The sequence below is a fragment of the Collinsella sp. LCP19S3_B6 genome (genome assembly GCF_052121815.1).
Classification (GTDB): domain Bacteria; phylum Actinomycetota; class Coriobacteriia; order Coriobacteriales; family Coriobacteriaceae; genus Collinsella.
Window position 1 is genome coordinate 62,928 of the sequence record NZ_JBQKDN010000005.1, and the last position, 14,474, is coordinate 77,401.

General features: G+C 64.1%; 11 protein-coding genes, 4 tRNA genes and 1 pseudogene. All 16 read right to left on the reverse strand.

Annotation, left to right across the window (positions count from 1 at the left end; all coding sequences use genetic code 11):
- Positions 1 to 72 precede the first annotated feature (72 nt).
- Positions 73 to 156 (reverse strand) — tRNA-Leu (locus ACTQWD_RS03115).
- A 406-nt stretch (positions 157 to 562) separates the two neighbouring features.
- Entirely contained in the window at positions 563 to 2,770 is a 2,208-nt protein-coding gene (locus ACTQWD_RS03120) for a xanthine dehydrogenase family protein molybdopterin-binding subunit (protein WP_441535911.1), read from the reverse strand.
- 180 nt (positions 2,771 to 2,950) lie between these two features.
- Positions 2,951 to 3,394: pseudogene (locus tag ACTQWD_RS03125) on the reverse strand ((2Fe-2S)-binding protein); the annotation flags it as partial.
- Positions 3,394 to 4,296 (reverse strand): FAD binding domain-containing protein, encoded by a 903-nt coding sequence (locus ACTQWD_RS03130; RefSeq protein ID WP_441041645.1) that lies wholly within the window; start codon positions 4,294 to 4,296, stop codon positions 3,394 to 3,396. The gene ACTQWD_RS03130 and the pseudogene ACTQWD_RS03125, both read right to left, overlap by 1 nt.
- Positions 4,297 to 4,429: 133 nt before the next feature.
- Positions 4,430 to 5,785, reverse strand: a complete 1,356-nt coding sequence (gdhA, locus tag ACTQWD_RS03135; protein ID WP_154515369.1) for an NADP-specific glutamate dehydrogenase — start codon at positions 5,783 to 5,785, stop codon at positions 4,430 to 4,432.
- A gap of 349 nt (positions 5,786 to 6,134) precedes the next feature.
- A tRNA-Sec gene (locus ACTQWD_RS03140) sits at positions 6,135 to 6,231 on the reverse strand.
- Positions 6,232 to 6,267: 36 nt separating this feature from the next.
- The gene (gene selB, locus ACTQWD_RS03145; RefSeq protein ID WP_441559229.1) at positions 6,268 to 8,235 is read right to left on the reverse strand and encodes a selenocysteine-specific translation elongation factor; all 1,968 of its coding nucleotides are present in this window, start codon (positions 8,233 to 8,235) and stop codon (positions 6,268 to 6,270) included.
- Positions 8,232 to 9,689, reverse strand: coding sequence for an L-seryl-tRNA(Sec) selenium transferase (gene selA / locus ACTQWD_RS03150; protein ID WP_441559230.1), 1,458 nt, complete (start codon positions 9,687 to 9,689; stop codon positions 8,232 to 8,234). Before selA ends, selB begins: the two co-directional genes overlap by 4 nt.
- Positions 9,690 to 9,747: 58 nt before the next feature.
- The gene (locus ACTQWD_RS03155) at positions 9,748 to 10,587 is read right to left on the reverse strand and encodes a formate/nitrite transporter family protein (protein ID WP_441041650.1); all 840 of its coding nucleotides are present in this window, start codon (positions 10,585 to 10,587) and stop codon (positions 9,748 to 9,750) included.
- 39 nt (positions 10,588 to 10,626) lie between these two features.
- Positions 10,627 to 10,836, reverse strand: a complete 210-nt coding sequence (locus ACTQWD_RS03160) for a hypothetical protein (RefSeq protein WP_441559231.1) — start codon at positions 10,834 to 10,836, stop codon at positions 10,627 to 10,629.
- A gap of 11 nt (positions 10,837 to 10,847) precedes the next feature.
- Positions 10,848 to 11,102: a hypothetical protein gene (locus ACTQWD_RS03165; protein WP_441559232.1), complete on the reverse strand. Its 255-nt coding sequence runs from the start codon at positions 11,100 to 11,102 to the stop codon at positions 10,848 to 10,850.
- 292 nt (positions 11,103 to 11,394) lie between these two features.
- Positions 11,395 to 11,468 (reverse strand) — tRNA-Gly (locus tag ACTQWD_RS03170).
- A gap of 6 nt (positions 11,469 to 11,474) precedes the next feature.
- A tRNA-Pro gene (locus ACTQWD_RS03175) sits at positions 11,475 to 11,551 on the reverse strand.
- A 91-nt stretch (positions 11,552 to 11,642) separates the two neighbouring features.
- A complete protein-coding gene (gene brnQ, locus ACTQWD_RS03180) occupies positions 11,643 to 13,001 on the reverse strand; it encodes a branched-chain amino acid transport system II carrier protein (RefSeq protein WP_441559233.1) in 1,359 nt (452 codons plus the stop codon).
- Positions 13,002 to 13,068: 67 nt separating this feature from the next.
- Entirely contained in the window at positions 13,069 to 14,208 is a 1,140-nt protein-coding gene (locus ACTQWD_RS03185) for an aminotransferase class V-fold PLP-dependent enzyme (RefSeq protein ID WP_441559234.1), read from the reverse strand.
- Entirely contained in the window at positions 14,205 to 14,456 is a 252-nt protein-coding gene (locus ACTQWD_RS03190) for a DUF3343 domain-containing protein (protein ID WP_427795782.1), read from the reverse strand. The genes ACTQWD_RS03185 and ACTQWD_RS03190 overlap by 4 nt, the downstream gene beginning before the upstream one ends.
- Positions 14,457 to 14,474: the final 18 nt, after the last annotated feature.

Below are 14,474 nucleotides of genomic sequence, written 5' to 3' on the forward strand. Positions count from 1 at the left end.
CCCAGCTTATCTGAGGTGCTGGTACCTTTATGCAACAAAGTGTCGCGACGGCCGAGGCCGACGCAGGTGCGTTGGTGCGGGCGAAAGGACTCGAACCTTCACGGGAATCCCACCAGAACCTAAATCTGGCGCGTCTACCAATTCCGCCACGCCCGCATGAGCGCACAGACTAGGAATGATAGCAGATACGAACGGCAAGCGCACGCACACCTTTTTAGGCCCACGACCTCACCACGAGTTACAGCGGAACAGGGTAGCTAATTTGGGACGGGGCGTTTTTTTGTTACCCCCCCACGCGGGGTTGGTCAAAACCCCCGGCCCCAAATATCAAAACCCCTAGGGCATTTCCCCCGGCCCCCCCACAGCCCCCGTTTAAACCGCGGAACGGGGGAGGTATTGGGGGGGGGGGTTTTTTAGGCACCCCCCACCGGGGGGTAACAAAAAAACCCCCCGTCCCAAATTAGCTACCCCCATCGGCTATCTCCCGCAGCCCACAATTCGGTTGAAAAGTGGGCTGCAGTTTCCTCGGGCTTGCCAAAGAGCGGCGGCTGCCGCGCCTCGCCTACTCCCCCAGCAGGGCCTTCTCGGGCGTGATCGGCAGCGAGCGAACCTGGTGGCCGGTGGCGTGCGCCACGGCCGAGGCAACGGCGGCGAGCGGTGTGTTGATGACGACCTCGCCGATCGACTTGGCGCCAAACGGGCCCGTCGGCTCGTAGCTCGGCTCAAAGGCCACGCGAATGCTGCCGATATCCAGGCGCGTGGGCAGCTTGTAGCTCATAAAGTTACCGGTGCGCAGGCGGCCGCGGTCGTCGTGCTCGACAATCTCGTAGAGTGCGTGACCGATGCCCTGGGCAATGCCGCCCTCGGCCTGGACGCGCGCGAGCGCCTCGTTGATCACGGTGCCGCAGTCCACAGCCGCCGCATAGTCCACCACAGTCACCTTGCCGGTGGCCTTGTCAACCTCGACCTCGGCAATGCCGGCCATAAACGGCGGAGGCGAAACGGGCAGGCAGGCAGAAGCATGCGAGGTGAGCGCGTCGCCGCCCGCGATGTTCTTTACGCACAGGTTGGCAAAGTCGCGCAGCGTGAGGTAGCGGCCGCACTCGCGAGCGGCGCGCTCGTCAGACAGACGCACGTACTGGCCGTCGAAGACCACGTCGGCGGCGTCCACGTCCCACATCTGGGCGGCCTTGGCGCAGATCTTCTCGCGCAGCTCGGTCGCGGCATTCTTGGCTGCCAGGCCCGTCACGTACGTGCCCGAGCTCGCGTACGAGCCGGCATCGAACGGCGAGACGTCGGTGTCCACGCCGCGCACCACGATAAGCGAGCTCTCCACGCCCAGCTCCTCGGCGGCAATCTGCGCCAGGATCGTGTCGACGCCCATGCCGTTATCGGTGGCTCCGGTGCCGATGGTAATGAAGCCGTCCTCTTCCAGGCGCATGTCGATGCCGGCGATATCCACATTGGAAATGCCCGAGCCCTGCATGGTGAGCGCGCAGCCCAGAGCACGCACGCGGTCGCCCAGGTCCACGGCCAGCGGCTTGTCGCGCCAGCCGATCATGTCCATCGCACGCAGCAGGCAGCGGTCGAGCGCGCAGGCGTTGAGCTTTTCGTTGTAGTACTGCGGCATAATCTCGCCCTCGCGCACGATGTTCTTAAGACGCAGGTCGGCGGGATCCATGTGCAGCATGTCGGCGAGCTCGTTGACGGCGCTCTCCACGGCAAACTGGCCCTGGGTGGCGCCGTAGCCGCGATACGCACCGCCGCGGTTGGTGTTGGTGTAGACGGCGTCCCACCTAAAGCGGCTCGCCTTCACGTGGTTGTAGATGGGCAGGCTCTTGTGACCCGAGAGGCCGATCGTCGTGGTGGCATGTTCGCCATACGCGCCGGCGTTGGACAACGTGTGCAGGTCGATGGCCGTGATGGTGCCGTCTTTCATGGCGCCCAGCTTGACGGTCATCTGCATCTGGTGACGCGAGTTGCCCGCAGTGATGGTCTCCTCGCGGGTGTAGCAGCAATAGCTCGGACGGCCAGTCTGCTGCGTCACGAACGCCACGAAGATCTCGCAGCAGCCCGTCTGCTTGGAGCCAAAGCCGCCGCCGATGCGCGGCTTAATAACCTGCACCTGCGACTGCGGAATGTCGAGCGACTGCGCGACCATGCGGCGCACATGAAAGGGCACCTGCGTGGAGGTGGTCACCGAGATGCGGCCGAACGCGTCGGTCGTCGCGAAGGCACGGAAGGTCTCCATGGGCGCGGTCTGCGTGGCCTGGCTGGTGTAAGTGCGCTCAAAGACGATGTCGCTCTGGGCGAAGGCCTCGTCCAGGTCGCCAAAATCGCTGGTACCGCTGCACACCAGGTTGCGAGCAACGTCGCCGCCCTGCGGGAACATAAAGGTCACGTCGCCCTCGGGGTGGACCACGATGTCGTTATCGAGCGCCTGGGTAAAGTCGAGCAGGGGCTCGAGCACCTCGTAGTCGACCTTGATGAGCTTGAGTGCCTTGTCGGCGGCCTCCTCGGTCTCGGCGGCGACGATCGCCACCTCCTCGTTTTGGTAGCGCACCAGGTTCTCGAGGATCAGGCGGTCGTAGGGGCTCGGCTGCGGATAGCTCTGGCCGGCGATGGTAAAGCGGCGCTTGGGCACGTCCTCGTAGGTGTAGACGCCCACCACGCCGGGCACCTTCAGGGCGCGCGACGTATCGATGGAGCGGATCTTGGCACGGGCATACGGGCTGCGCTTGAGCTTGACGATAAGGGCGCCGGCGGGCACCAGGTCTCCTGTGTAGACGGGACGCCCCTCGAGCAGGGCCTTCGAGTCCTTCTTGGGCTGCTTATGGGTGATCTGCTTGTACGAGACACCATCGCAGCTGGTGTCGTTGACCGGAAGCTCGGGCATCTCAAAGCCCACCTGCACGCCGGACTCGTTAAGGAAGCGGACGATGGCGCGCAGCTGGCTCTCGTAGCCGCTGCAACGGCAGAGGTTGCCGGCGAGCTGGCGCGAGAGCTCTTCGCGCGTGGCGACGAGGCTCGGGTCCTCCTTGGCGGCGCGGGCAAGCGCCAGCACGTTCATGATGAGGCCGGGGGCGCAAAAACCGCACTGCTCGGCGCCTTCGGCAGCCATTGCGTGGGCGAGCGCCTCGGACTCGGCCTTGAGGCCTTCGAGCGTGGTGACGGAGCGGCCCTCGACGCGCGCAGCGGGAACCGAGCAGCTCAGCACCGGGTCGCCGTCGAGCCACACCGTGCACAGACCGCAGTTAGTAGTCTCGCAGGCGCAGCGCACCGACGCGCAGCCCTGCTCGCGCAGCAGCGCAAAGAGCATGGTGTCGGGGGCAATCTGAACCTTGACCTTGCGGCCGTTGAGCGTAAAGGAAAGATCGATGAGTTTGGCAGCCATTAGCGCACCTCGCTAGAATCGACGCCGGGCACGCGGCGGCAGGAATACTCGTCCGTGGCAAACTTAGGCACTTGCACGCCCTCGAGCTCGCGGGCAAGCGAGGCCGAAAGCTCGATGCCGGCGGCGCGGCGCACGGCCTGCACGGCAAGCGGCGCCGAGATGCAACGGCGATAGTCGGCCGAGCCCCACAGGTTGGTGCCGTAGCTCAGTGCGCGTACGGACGCGGCCAGGGCGCGCAGCTCGTCCTCGGAAGGCTGCTCGCTCACCAGGCCGCACGCCTCGCCCTGCAGCAGGGTCGCGCGCAGCGGGCGTGCGCCCACGGTGACATGCCAGCTGTTGTCCCACCAGGCAGCGGTGACGTTTAAGGAGGGGAAGTCGGTCGCGGCCTTGCGCACGGCCTCGTAGCTTGCGCGGTAATCGTGCTTAACGACCACCACGTGCTCGATCACGTCGCGCACGTAACCCATATCCACGAACTCGGCGAGCGGCACGCGGCCGGCACCCGTCAGCTCAACGTACGAATCGAGCGCCAAAAAGGCCGAGAGCACGTCCGAGAAACCAAAGCGACCGTAGATGCTGCCGCCCACCGTGGCGGTGTTGCGCAGCTGCACGCCCACGATATCGTGGACGGCGAACTCAAAGACATGGTTGACAAGCGCGTTGAGCTCGGCATGGCGCTCGAGCTGGCGCAGGGTGCACATGGCACCGATGCGAAACTCGGTCTCGGTCTCCTCGATCTGATCGAGTCCGCAGGCCGAAAGGTCAATCGCCGTCGCCACGCGACGCGAACCCAGGCGCATCCAGATGCCGCCGCCCACAATCTTGTTGTTGCGGTTCTTCTGTAAGAGCTCATAGGCTTCGGCCGCGTTTCCAACGCGAACGTAGGTACCGAACTTGAGCACGTTCTCCCCCATCTCTTCACTTGTCCAGTACCTCTAAGTGTACCAAACGAGGGCGCACAGCCCTCGCCACCATAGAAAAAGGCTCCCAGCCGGATGGCTGGGAGCCTCATCACATGCTATGTCAAGCGAAGATTTAGCAGACGCCCTGGGCGAGCATGGCGTCGGCGACCTTCAGGAAGCCGGCGATGTTAGCGCCCATGACAAAGTTGCCCTCCTGGCCGTACTCCTTGGCGGTGTCGTCCACGTTGTGGAACATGCCGCGCATGAGCTGCTCGAGCTTGCCGTCGACCTCCTCGAAGGTCCAGGACAGGTGCTCGGCGTTCTGGCTCATCTCCAGGCCGGACACGAGCACGCCGCCGGCGTTGGCAGCCTTACCGGGCATAAAGGCGACGCCGTTCTCCTGGAAGTAAGTCGTGGCCTCGATGGTCGTGGGCATGTTCGCGCCCTCGCCGACCACCTTGCAGCCGTTGGCGACGAGCGCCTGGGCGTCCTCGAGCAGCAGCGTGTTCTCGCGAGCGCAGGGCAGCGCGATGTCGCAGGGCAACTGCCACACGCCGCGGCCGTCGCCCTCGTGCCACACGGCGTTGGGCTTCTCGTCAACATACATGGCGAGCGTGACGCCCTTGTCGTGGCCGGAGCGCTTCTTGTTGTAGACGTGCTCGAGCACGGTGTAGTCGATGCCGTCGGGATCCTCGACCCAGCCGTGGGTATCGGAGCAGGCGAGCACCTTGCCGCCGAGCTGGGCGACCTTTTGGACCGCGTAGATAGCGACGTTACCGGAGCCGTGAACGACAACGTTCTTGCCCTCGAAGGAGTCGCCGCGGCTCTTGAGGTACTCGTCCACAAAGTAGACCAGACCGTAACCGGTGGCCTCGGTACGGGCGAGCGAGCCGCCAAAGGAGAGGCCCTTGCCGGTAAGGACGCCGGTCCACTCGTTGGTCAGGCGCTTGTACTGACCGAACATGTAGGCAACCTCGCGGCCGCCAACGCCCAGGTCGCCGGCGGGAACGTCGGTGTTGGGGCCAATGTGGCGATAGAGCTCGGTCATGAAGGACTGGCAGAAGTGCATGATCTCGTTGTTGGACTTGCCCTTGGGGTCAAAGTCGGAGCCGCCCTTGCCGCCGCCCATGGGAAGGGTGGTCAGGCTGTTCTTGAGGATCTGCTCCAGACCCAGGAACTTGAGCATACCCAGGGTGACCGTCGGGTTAAAGCGCAGGCCGCCCTTGTAGGGTCCAATGGCAGAGTTGAACTCGACGCGGTAACCGCGGTTGACCTGAACCTTGCCCTGATCGTCGACCCAGGGAACACGGAACATGACGATGCGCTCGGGCTCGACGAGACGCTCCAGCAGGGCGGCCTCCTCGTACTCGGGGTGGGCGTCGAGCGCCGGCTGGATGGTGCCGAGGATCTCGGTCGCGGCCTGGATGAACTCAGGCTGCTCGGGATAGCGGGCCTTGAGCTCTTCGAGAACTTTCTGCGTGTAGCTCATGCTTCCTCCAATGATGGGAAACGAAAATGTCGGTCACGGCACCCCATGCGCCGCGAACTTTATCGTGTATGGATAATATCGCACTGTTGCAGCAAAGTTTCGCATAAGCCGACGAGCAGATGTTTCATTTTGATTACGATGCAGGTAGAAGCGTTTTTGAGCGCCCGACGTACAAATCGCGTGTTTCGAAGCTGTTTCGTCCACATGTTCCAAACCACCACATTGGGGACACATGATGCGCCCGGGCACACCGGCGGCAAGACAGACGACACGGCCGACCCGCACAAAAACAAAACAGCGCCTTTGCGGCACGCAGCAAGACCGCGAGCACAAAAGCGCTGGTAGCGTGTGGCGGGAACGTATGTGAATCGAACACATCCAAGACGTTTTGCACGCCTCGCAACGGTTTTGAGGACCGCGGAGCCCACCGGAGCCCATCCGTTCCCAAGTGCGGCGGTATTTTACCAAACCGAGCAGCCAGTCTAGCGTAGGGACCTCAGGCCGCCGGCTTCCTTGTCGAGCACCGTAAAGCGCACGGCATCCAGGTGCTCCAAGATGCTGATGGCACGTCTGCGCGACACGCCCAGCGCCTCGCGCAGCACGCTCGTGGTGGCAGCGCCGCCGGCTGCCTCAATGGCAGCGGCGACAAGCTCGCGCGCATGGGCTTCCGAGATGGCAGACAGGGCAACGTCGCGCTCGACCTTAACGATCGAGCGGTTGAGCGAAAGCTCGCGCAGGGCGCGCGTCATGGTGTCGCGGTCGAGCTGTAGTCGCTCACCCACCTCGGGCAGCGTCGGCGCATCGAGGCCGGCCCCGTCGAGCAGCGCCACAATGCGCTCACACGCCTCGCGCACCACACGCGCCGCGGCGGCAGCGGAGTGCGGGTCGAATACCTCGGCGCCCTCGGCGGCGCACACGCCACGCGAGCAGCCCTCGGCAATCAGAGCCGCGGCAACGCCTTCATCGGCGGCAGGCCACGCAGCATGGGCAACGGCGCCGGGCGTAAAGCCCGTCTCCTTGGGAGCCGCCGCGTGCATGGCAGACAGGGTCGCCGCCAGCACGTCCATGGCGGCATCGAGCACGGCGCCATTCGCATACAACGTGCCGCCCGAGCCGGCAAGCTCGCAAACAACACCTCGCGCCACCAACTCGCCCAGCGCGGCATCGGCCTCACCGGCAACAAGATCGAGCGCCTCGGCAACATCAGCCGCCGCAACCGGCAGCGCTTGCAGCGCCAGCCACGCGTCTACGCCAGCAACGGCATCGCCGGCTTCAAGCGCCGCAAACAGCGCACGCTCGCCGGCCGAAAGCTCACGCGAGCGACGGCAGCGCGAAAGCAGCACACGCCCGCCGCCGATGAGCATAACGGGCGAATACGACAGCACCACGGCATGGTCTCCGGCGCGCAGCGGCAATGGCTCCTCCAGGCGCACCTGCACGGTACGGGTCTCGCCCACCGCCATGGGGGCCTCGCCCTCCAAAAGCATGACGCGGCCGATGACCTCGGCCGTGCCGGCCATCACGTGCACGCGCGCGCCCGACTCGAGCACGCGCGGCTTGGCGCCCTCGCGGCCCAGGTAGGTAAACGTCATCATAAAGCGCAACGTCTGACCAAAGCGACCCTCCACGCCCAGCATCTCACCACGGTCAAGCGCCGCGACACCGTCACCGACCAGGTTGAGCGCCACGCGTTGCCCAGGCAGCGCGCGCGGCGTATCGCCATGCACCTGAATCCCGCGCACACGACAGACCGTACGCGACGGCAAAGCCATCAGCTCGTCGCCCACCGCAACCGGCGCATCGTGCAGCGTTCCCGTAACGACGGTGCCGACACCCTTGATCGTAAAGCAGCGGTCGATCGGCAGGCGAGACGCGGCATCGCTCCGATCGGAACGGTCGCGGCAGGAATCCCAGCAAGCGGCAACCTGCTCGTCGAGCACCGCAAGCAGCCCGTCGATCCCCTCGCCCGTCTTGGACGACACGGGCACAATCGGCGCGCCCGCAAACACGGTACCCGACAAAAAGTCATCGACATCGAGCTCGGCAAGCTCGGTCATCTCGGCATCGGCCAGGTCGCACATCGTCAGCGCGACCACCATATGCGTAACGCCCAGCAGCTCCAGCACATGCACGTGCTCGCGGGTCTGCGGCATCACGCCCTCGACGGCCGAAACCACCAGCACGGCCACGTCGATACCCGTGGCGCCCTGCACCATGGCGCGCAGGTAGTGGGCATGGCCAGGCACGTCGACCAGGCCGACAATCTTGCCACTCGGCAGCGCCAGCTCGCCAAAGCCAAGCTCAACGGTCATACCTCGACGACGCTCAATCTCCAGACGGTCGGGATTCTTGCCGGTCAGTGCCTCGATCAATGCCGACTTACCGTGGTCGACGTGGCCCGCCGTGCCAACGATAACGGGACACTCCACCAGCGCCTGGACCTCACTCATCGAGCAAGCGCCTTCTCAACGCATGCGGCAAGCGTCGACGCCGCCGTCTCGATATCGCGGTCGCCCACGAGCGTACGGACGTCAAACAAAATGCGATCGTGCGAGGTTCGCGTGACGACCGGCGTGTCGAAGTCCTGGACAAGCGAGCGCTTGAGTGCATCGACCGTCAGGCGCGCGTCAACAAGACGCACGGCAACGCACATCGTGGGCAGCTCCATGGTAGGCAGCGAGCCGCCACCGGGGGTCGACGATTCCTCGACGATCTCCACCTGAACGGCGCACGGGCAACCGGCTTTATCGAGCCCGGCGACCATACGATCGCGCAGCTTGCGGGCACGTCGCTCCAAATGGGCCTGCGGCAGCGTAAGCATGCTGAGCACCGGAATATCGCGATGGGCCGCATCCGCCCCGTCCATGTAGATACGCAGCGTGGCCTCGAGCGCCGACAGAGCCAGTTTGCCCGGACGCAGAGCGCGCATGAGCGGATGTGCGCCGCAAGCCTGGACCAGATCGCGACGGCCCATGATGATGCCCGCCTGCGCCGCGCCCAGAAGCTTATCGCCCGAGCACGACACGATATCGAGCCCCGCCGCGACCGAAGCCGGCGTGGGTTCCTCGCCACCGCGCACCAGGATGTCATCGGGCAGGAGCGCGCCCGACCCCTGGTCCTCATAGAACAGCAGGCCATGCTTGTGAGCAAGCGCCGCAAGCTCCCGAGAGCTCACTTCCTCGTGAAAGCCCTCGATGCGATAGTTGGAAGGATGGACCTTGAGAATCATGGCCGTATCGGGCGTGATGGCTTGCTCATAATCTGCTAGGTGCGTGCGGTTGGTGGCGCCGACCTCGACGAGCTTGGCGCCCGAAGACGCCATGACATCGGGGATGCGAAAGCTGCCGCCGATCTCGACAAGCTCGCCGCGGCTAACGATGACCTCCTTGCCTGCGGCATGGGTAGCCAGCACCAGCAGCACCGCGGCGGCGTTGTTGTTGACCACAAGCGCGTCCTCGGCACCGGTGAGCGAGCGGATCAGCTGCGCGGCGTGTTCCTTGCGCGACCCGCGCGAGCAGGTGTCCACGCTGTACTCGAGCGTACTGTACCCGCGCGCAACCTCGGCCACGGCCTTTGCCGCTGACTCCGCGAGCGGGGCGCGGCCCAAGTTGGTATGGATGACCACGCCCGTGGCGTTGACGGCAGGGCGCAGGCTCGGCAGCGCGGAGCGGTGCGCACGCCACTCGATCGCCGAGGCCAGGTCGCGCTTAGAGCGCGGGGCGGCACCGGCGCGAATGGCGGCGCGTTCCTCGTCGAGCTCGGCCGTGACGGCGGCATGCACCACCGCGTCGCAGGTCTCCCCCGCCGCCTTCACTACCGGCCACTCGGCGAGCAGCTCGTTGACGGAGGGAATGGCGCGCAGGCGGGCGCGAACCTCATCGGACATGTTCTGGCTATCGCTCATGTGCGGCCTTTCAAAACCAAAGGTGAATCAATCGTTCGAACGTCAAACAGACGGTACCCTACGCCTCAGACTTCTTGGCGTAGATAAACCAGTAGCCGAGCGCGACCAGAACCGCACCGCCCACGATGTTGCCCAGAGTGGCGGCGGACAGGTTAAACGCAATGCCCGCGGCGTTGAGCGCATCGGCGCCGGCGACATCGGCACCATAGCCGCACGCGTGCATCACGGCACCCATGGGCAAAAAGTACATATTGGCAACGCAGTGCTCAAAACCGCAGGCCACAAAGGCGGCGATGGGCAGCAGAATGCCCACGACCTTATCGACCACGGTCTTGCCGGCGGTACCGATCCACACGGCCAGGCACACAAAGATGTTACACAGGATGCCGCGGAAGAAGATCGTCAGCCAGTCGATCGTCACCTTGCCGGCGGCGACACTCACCATGGAATTGGCGACCGCCTCGCCGTTGAGCTTGTAAACGCCGGCCATGTACACCAAAAAGACGATGAACAAGGCACCGGCAAAGTTGCCAAGCCATACAACGACCCAAGCCTTGAGCATCTGGACCAGGGTGATCTTTTTGCTCTTGAGCGCGCAGACCATAAGCGAATTACCGGTGAACAACTCGGCGCCACACACCAGCACCAGCACCAGGCCCAGGCAAAAGCACAGGCCGCCCACGACGCGCTGGGCGCCCCAGCCCAGCGTGCTGTCGCTCAAAAACACCGTAAAGAATAGACCGCCGAAGGCGATAAACGCACCGGCGAACATTGCCAACAGAAAGGCCTTATCGACCGGCAGGTTAGCCTTGGTCACGCCGGCAGCCTCGGTCTTGGCCTCGATTGCGGCGGGCGCCAGGCAATCGGGAGCAGGGTACTCCACCTTGGAATCTGCCATGTCAATCACTTCTTTCCTAATCACCAGGGACAAGCGTTGCTACAGCTCCTGTCCCAAGCGGACAAAATGGGAAAAGTCGCTGGCGGCCACGGCATCGTACACGGCGTCAACGGCGTCAAAGACTTCCGGGGACATGGGGTTGTAGAACTCCGTGTCGCCCGGCTGAATCCCTATGAAGAAGATATCATCGCACGATTGCTCGATTTCTTCGATCAGAATCGACAAAGGGAGCGAATGCGTGGTGAACATCGACTTGCGGGCTACGTCGTGTTTGTCGAGCAGGCGGATGGTGCCACCTGCTGAGCATGCAGGCCAAAGTCGTCGTCAAACACCGAGATGCCGGCCTTGGCCGACCCGCGAAAACCGCGCTCGTCGAGCAGCGCATCGCAGGCCTCGAGTAGCGACGGCACGTGCCAACCATAATCTGCCAGATAATAGCCGGCGTTTCCTGGCCGAGCAATCTCAACCTGAAGCTCAGGTGCAAGTTGCGGTGAAATACGGACTACATGGGCCATAAAAGCCGGAAAACAGTCCGTATTTCACCGCAACTTAGGAGGGGATGTGGGGTCTCCGGCATGTATATGAAAATGCTCTGCTTCCAAAAGGAAGCAGAGCCATTCATCAATCTTATGGAGCGGGCGACGGGAAGTCCAAGGGTTTGCTTCGCAAACCCTTGTTTCGCTGCGCTGGAAAATGCTCACGCATTTTCTCGGCTTCGCACCCTGCCGGGTTCGATTCCCGTCGCCCGGCACGCTTATGAAAACGGCTCTGGCACCAAATAGAGCCAAAGCCGTTAAAACTATCCTATGGAGCGGGCGACGGGAATCGAACCCGCGTCATCAGCTTGGAAGGCTGGGGTTCTACCATTGAACTACGCCCGCAAGATATGGTCGGGACGACAGGATTTGAACCTGCGACATCCTGCTCCCAAAGCAGGCGCGCTACCAAACTGCGCCACGTCCCGAAGGTGTTGAGCAGCTAAGGTCTAAACCTTGCGTGTCCCAAAGCGAAGGAAATTATAGGGGAGACTTCCCGCCTGTGCAAGCGACGATACCCTAGCTCCTCGAATGTGCGACAAACTGGCTATGAACCAGACCGATCACAAACGCCACCACAGCGACCGGCGCCCACGCAGCGCCGATATCTGCCAGCGGCAGCGCATCGAACGGCAGCCACGCGCCCGCAAAGAACGCGTCGCGGACCGAGGTGATCACGCTCTGCACCGCGACGACGCCGCCGACCCAAACCCACACCCGCGGATGCGCATCGCAAAAACCGTGCACCAGGCCCATAAGCACCAGCACGATGGCAACGGGATACAGGGCGTTGAGCATGGGCACCGAGAACATGAGGATCGCGTCGAGGCCCACGTTGGAGAGCACGCAAGAAAACGCCGCGAACACAAAGGCGAGAACCGCAAAGGGACGGCGCATAGCCTCCTCGGAAGCCCCCGCTCCCCCTTCGACCACATACGTCTCGCAGAAGTAGCGCGAGCAGCAGCTGATGAGGCCGATGCACACGTTCATGCAGGCGAGGAAAAAGATCGCAAAGACCACGACCGTGCCGGCAAGGCCAAAGTGCATGGAGGCAGAGCGGGCAAGGATGGCGGCGCCGTTGGTGGCGTCGGGCATAACCGTGCCGAGCTGCATGCCGGCAAGCGCCAGGCCGCAGTAGATGATGGCCATGAGCACGCCGGCGATCACACCGGAACGCGAGATCTCGAAGGCCACGCGCCTGTCATCGGTCACGCCCAGCTCGTGGATGGTCTCGGCGATGATAATGCCAAAGGCGAGCGAAGCGAGCAGGTCCATGGTCTGGTAGCCGGTCAAAAAGCCCTGCACGGCAGCACCGGCATCGTAGGGAGCCTGCGGCGCGGCAGCCGGTCCCAACGGCGAGACCACGGCGGCACCCACGACCAGCACGATGAGCGCAATGAGCGCGGGGCCCGTAATGCGGCCGAGCACGCGCGTGATGACGCCCGGACGCAGCGTGAGCGCAAACGCGACGACAAAGAACCCGATGGCAAACACCAGACGTGCCGTGCCGAGCGAGACGCCCTCGGGCAGCAGCGGCACCAGCATCTCGAAGGCCGTGGAGCTCGTGCGCGGAATAGCCAGGCACGGGCCGATGGCTAGATACACCGCCGCAACGAAGAATTCGCCAAACTTAGGATGCACACGCCCGGCCAGCTCGCGCGCCGTTCCGGCAAGCGCCACGGCGATAAAACCCATGACGGGTAGGCCGATGGCGGCGATGAGAAAGCCGAGCATGGCGAGCGGTGTGGCAGAGCCTGCCTGCAGCGCCAACAGCGGCGGAATAATGAGGTTGCCGGCGCCAAAGAGCATCGAGAACAGGGCGATGCCGACGGTAACGACATGGTCGGAGCGCAGGCCGCGCGGGGCGGATGAGGCCATGGGACCACCTTTCGGGTCGAAACAAAAACGGAACGGGCAAAAGACCCGTCCCGCAAGTATATACGCTCTAGCAGGCTAAATCGCGGAGCGCGTCAATCGCGGTGTCGACTTCCCCGTCCGTGTTGAAATACCCAAACGAGAAACGAACGACACCCTGACGCTCAGTCCCGAGCGCGCGGTGCATGAGCGGGGCACAATGGGCGCCGGGGCGCGTCGCAATCCCCCACCCCTGCATGAGCGCATCCGAAATCTGGGCAGAGTCGATATCGCCCACGTTGAGTGAGACGATCGCCGAGCGCACGGGCTGGTCAAAGGCACCGTAGAGCTTAATCCCCGGAATCTCGCGCACACCGGCGAGGAAGCGCTCTGCAAGCGAGCGCTCATGCGCCGCAATCGCCTCGACCCCGCCTTGTGCCTCGATAAAGTCGAGGCCGGCAGAAAGGCCCGCGATGCCATGGCCGTTGAGCGTGCCCGCCTCAAGGCGCGTGGGCCACTCAAGCGGCTGCAGCGCATCGAAGCTGTGTACACCGGTGCCGCCCATGGCCCACGGCGCCACGTCAATGCCCTCCGCCACGGCCAGGCCGCCGGTGCCTTGAGGTCCCATGAGCCCTTTGTGGCCGGTAAAGCACACGACATCGAGCCCCATGGCATCCATGTCAATCTTCGCCGTGCCGGCAGACTGAGAGGCATCGACGATCACCAGCGCACCTGCCGCATGGGCCATGGCCGCTACGCGCGCAATGTCGACCGCGTTGCCGGTCACATTGGAGGCGTGCGTCACCACCACAGCGCGCGTGCCCGGCGTCACCAACCGCTCGAGCTCGTCGTAGTCGAGCACGCCGTTCGCGTCGCAGCCCGCATGCTCAACCGCCACACCCTGTTCCGCCGCCAGGCGATTGAGCGGGCGTAACACCGAGTTGTGCTCGAGCACCGTCGTGACCACACGGTCGCCGGGGCACACCACGCCACAGATGGCGGTGTTGAGCGCAGCCGTGGAGTTGAGCGTAAAGCACACATGGTCCGCTCTGGGGCAACCCAAAAGGCGCGCGAGCTTGGCACGGCAACCGTGAATCGTACGAGCCGCATCGAGCGCACCTGACGTCGCGCCGCGCCCGGCATTGCCGAGCGAGCACATCGCCTGCGTCACGGCATCGATGACCGCCTGCGGCTTGAGCATGGTCGTCGCCGCGTTATCCAGATAGATCATCGCACGACCTCCCACATGTCAATCACCGTAAAGCCCTCGGTGGGAACACCAGCTGCGGCAAGCTCGGCGCGCAGCAGCTCCTCATCGGCAGGCAGCGCCTTCCACGCCAAGCCGCAGCCGGCAGCGACCTCCCCGGGCACGGGAATCGTGCGCCCGGGGAGGCCGCGCTCGATGCATAGGGTCTCGCACCCCATGGCGGCCGCCGTGGTGGGAAACGTGATGACAAGCGCCGGACGCTTCTCCCTCATGGCAACTCCAACCAATAC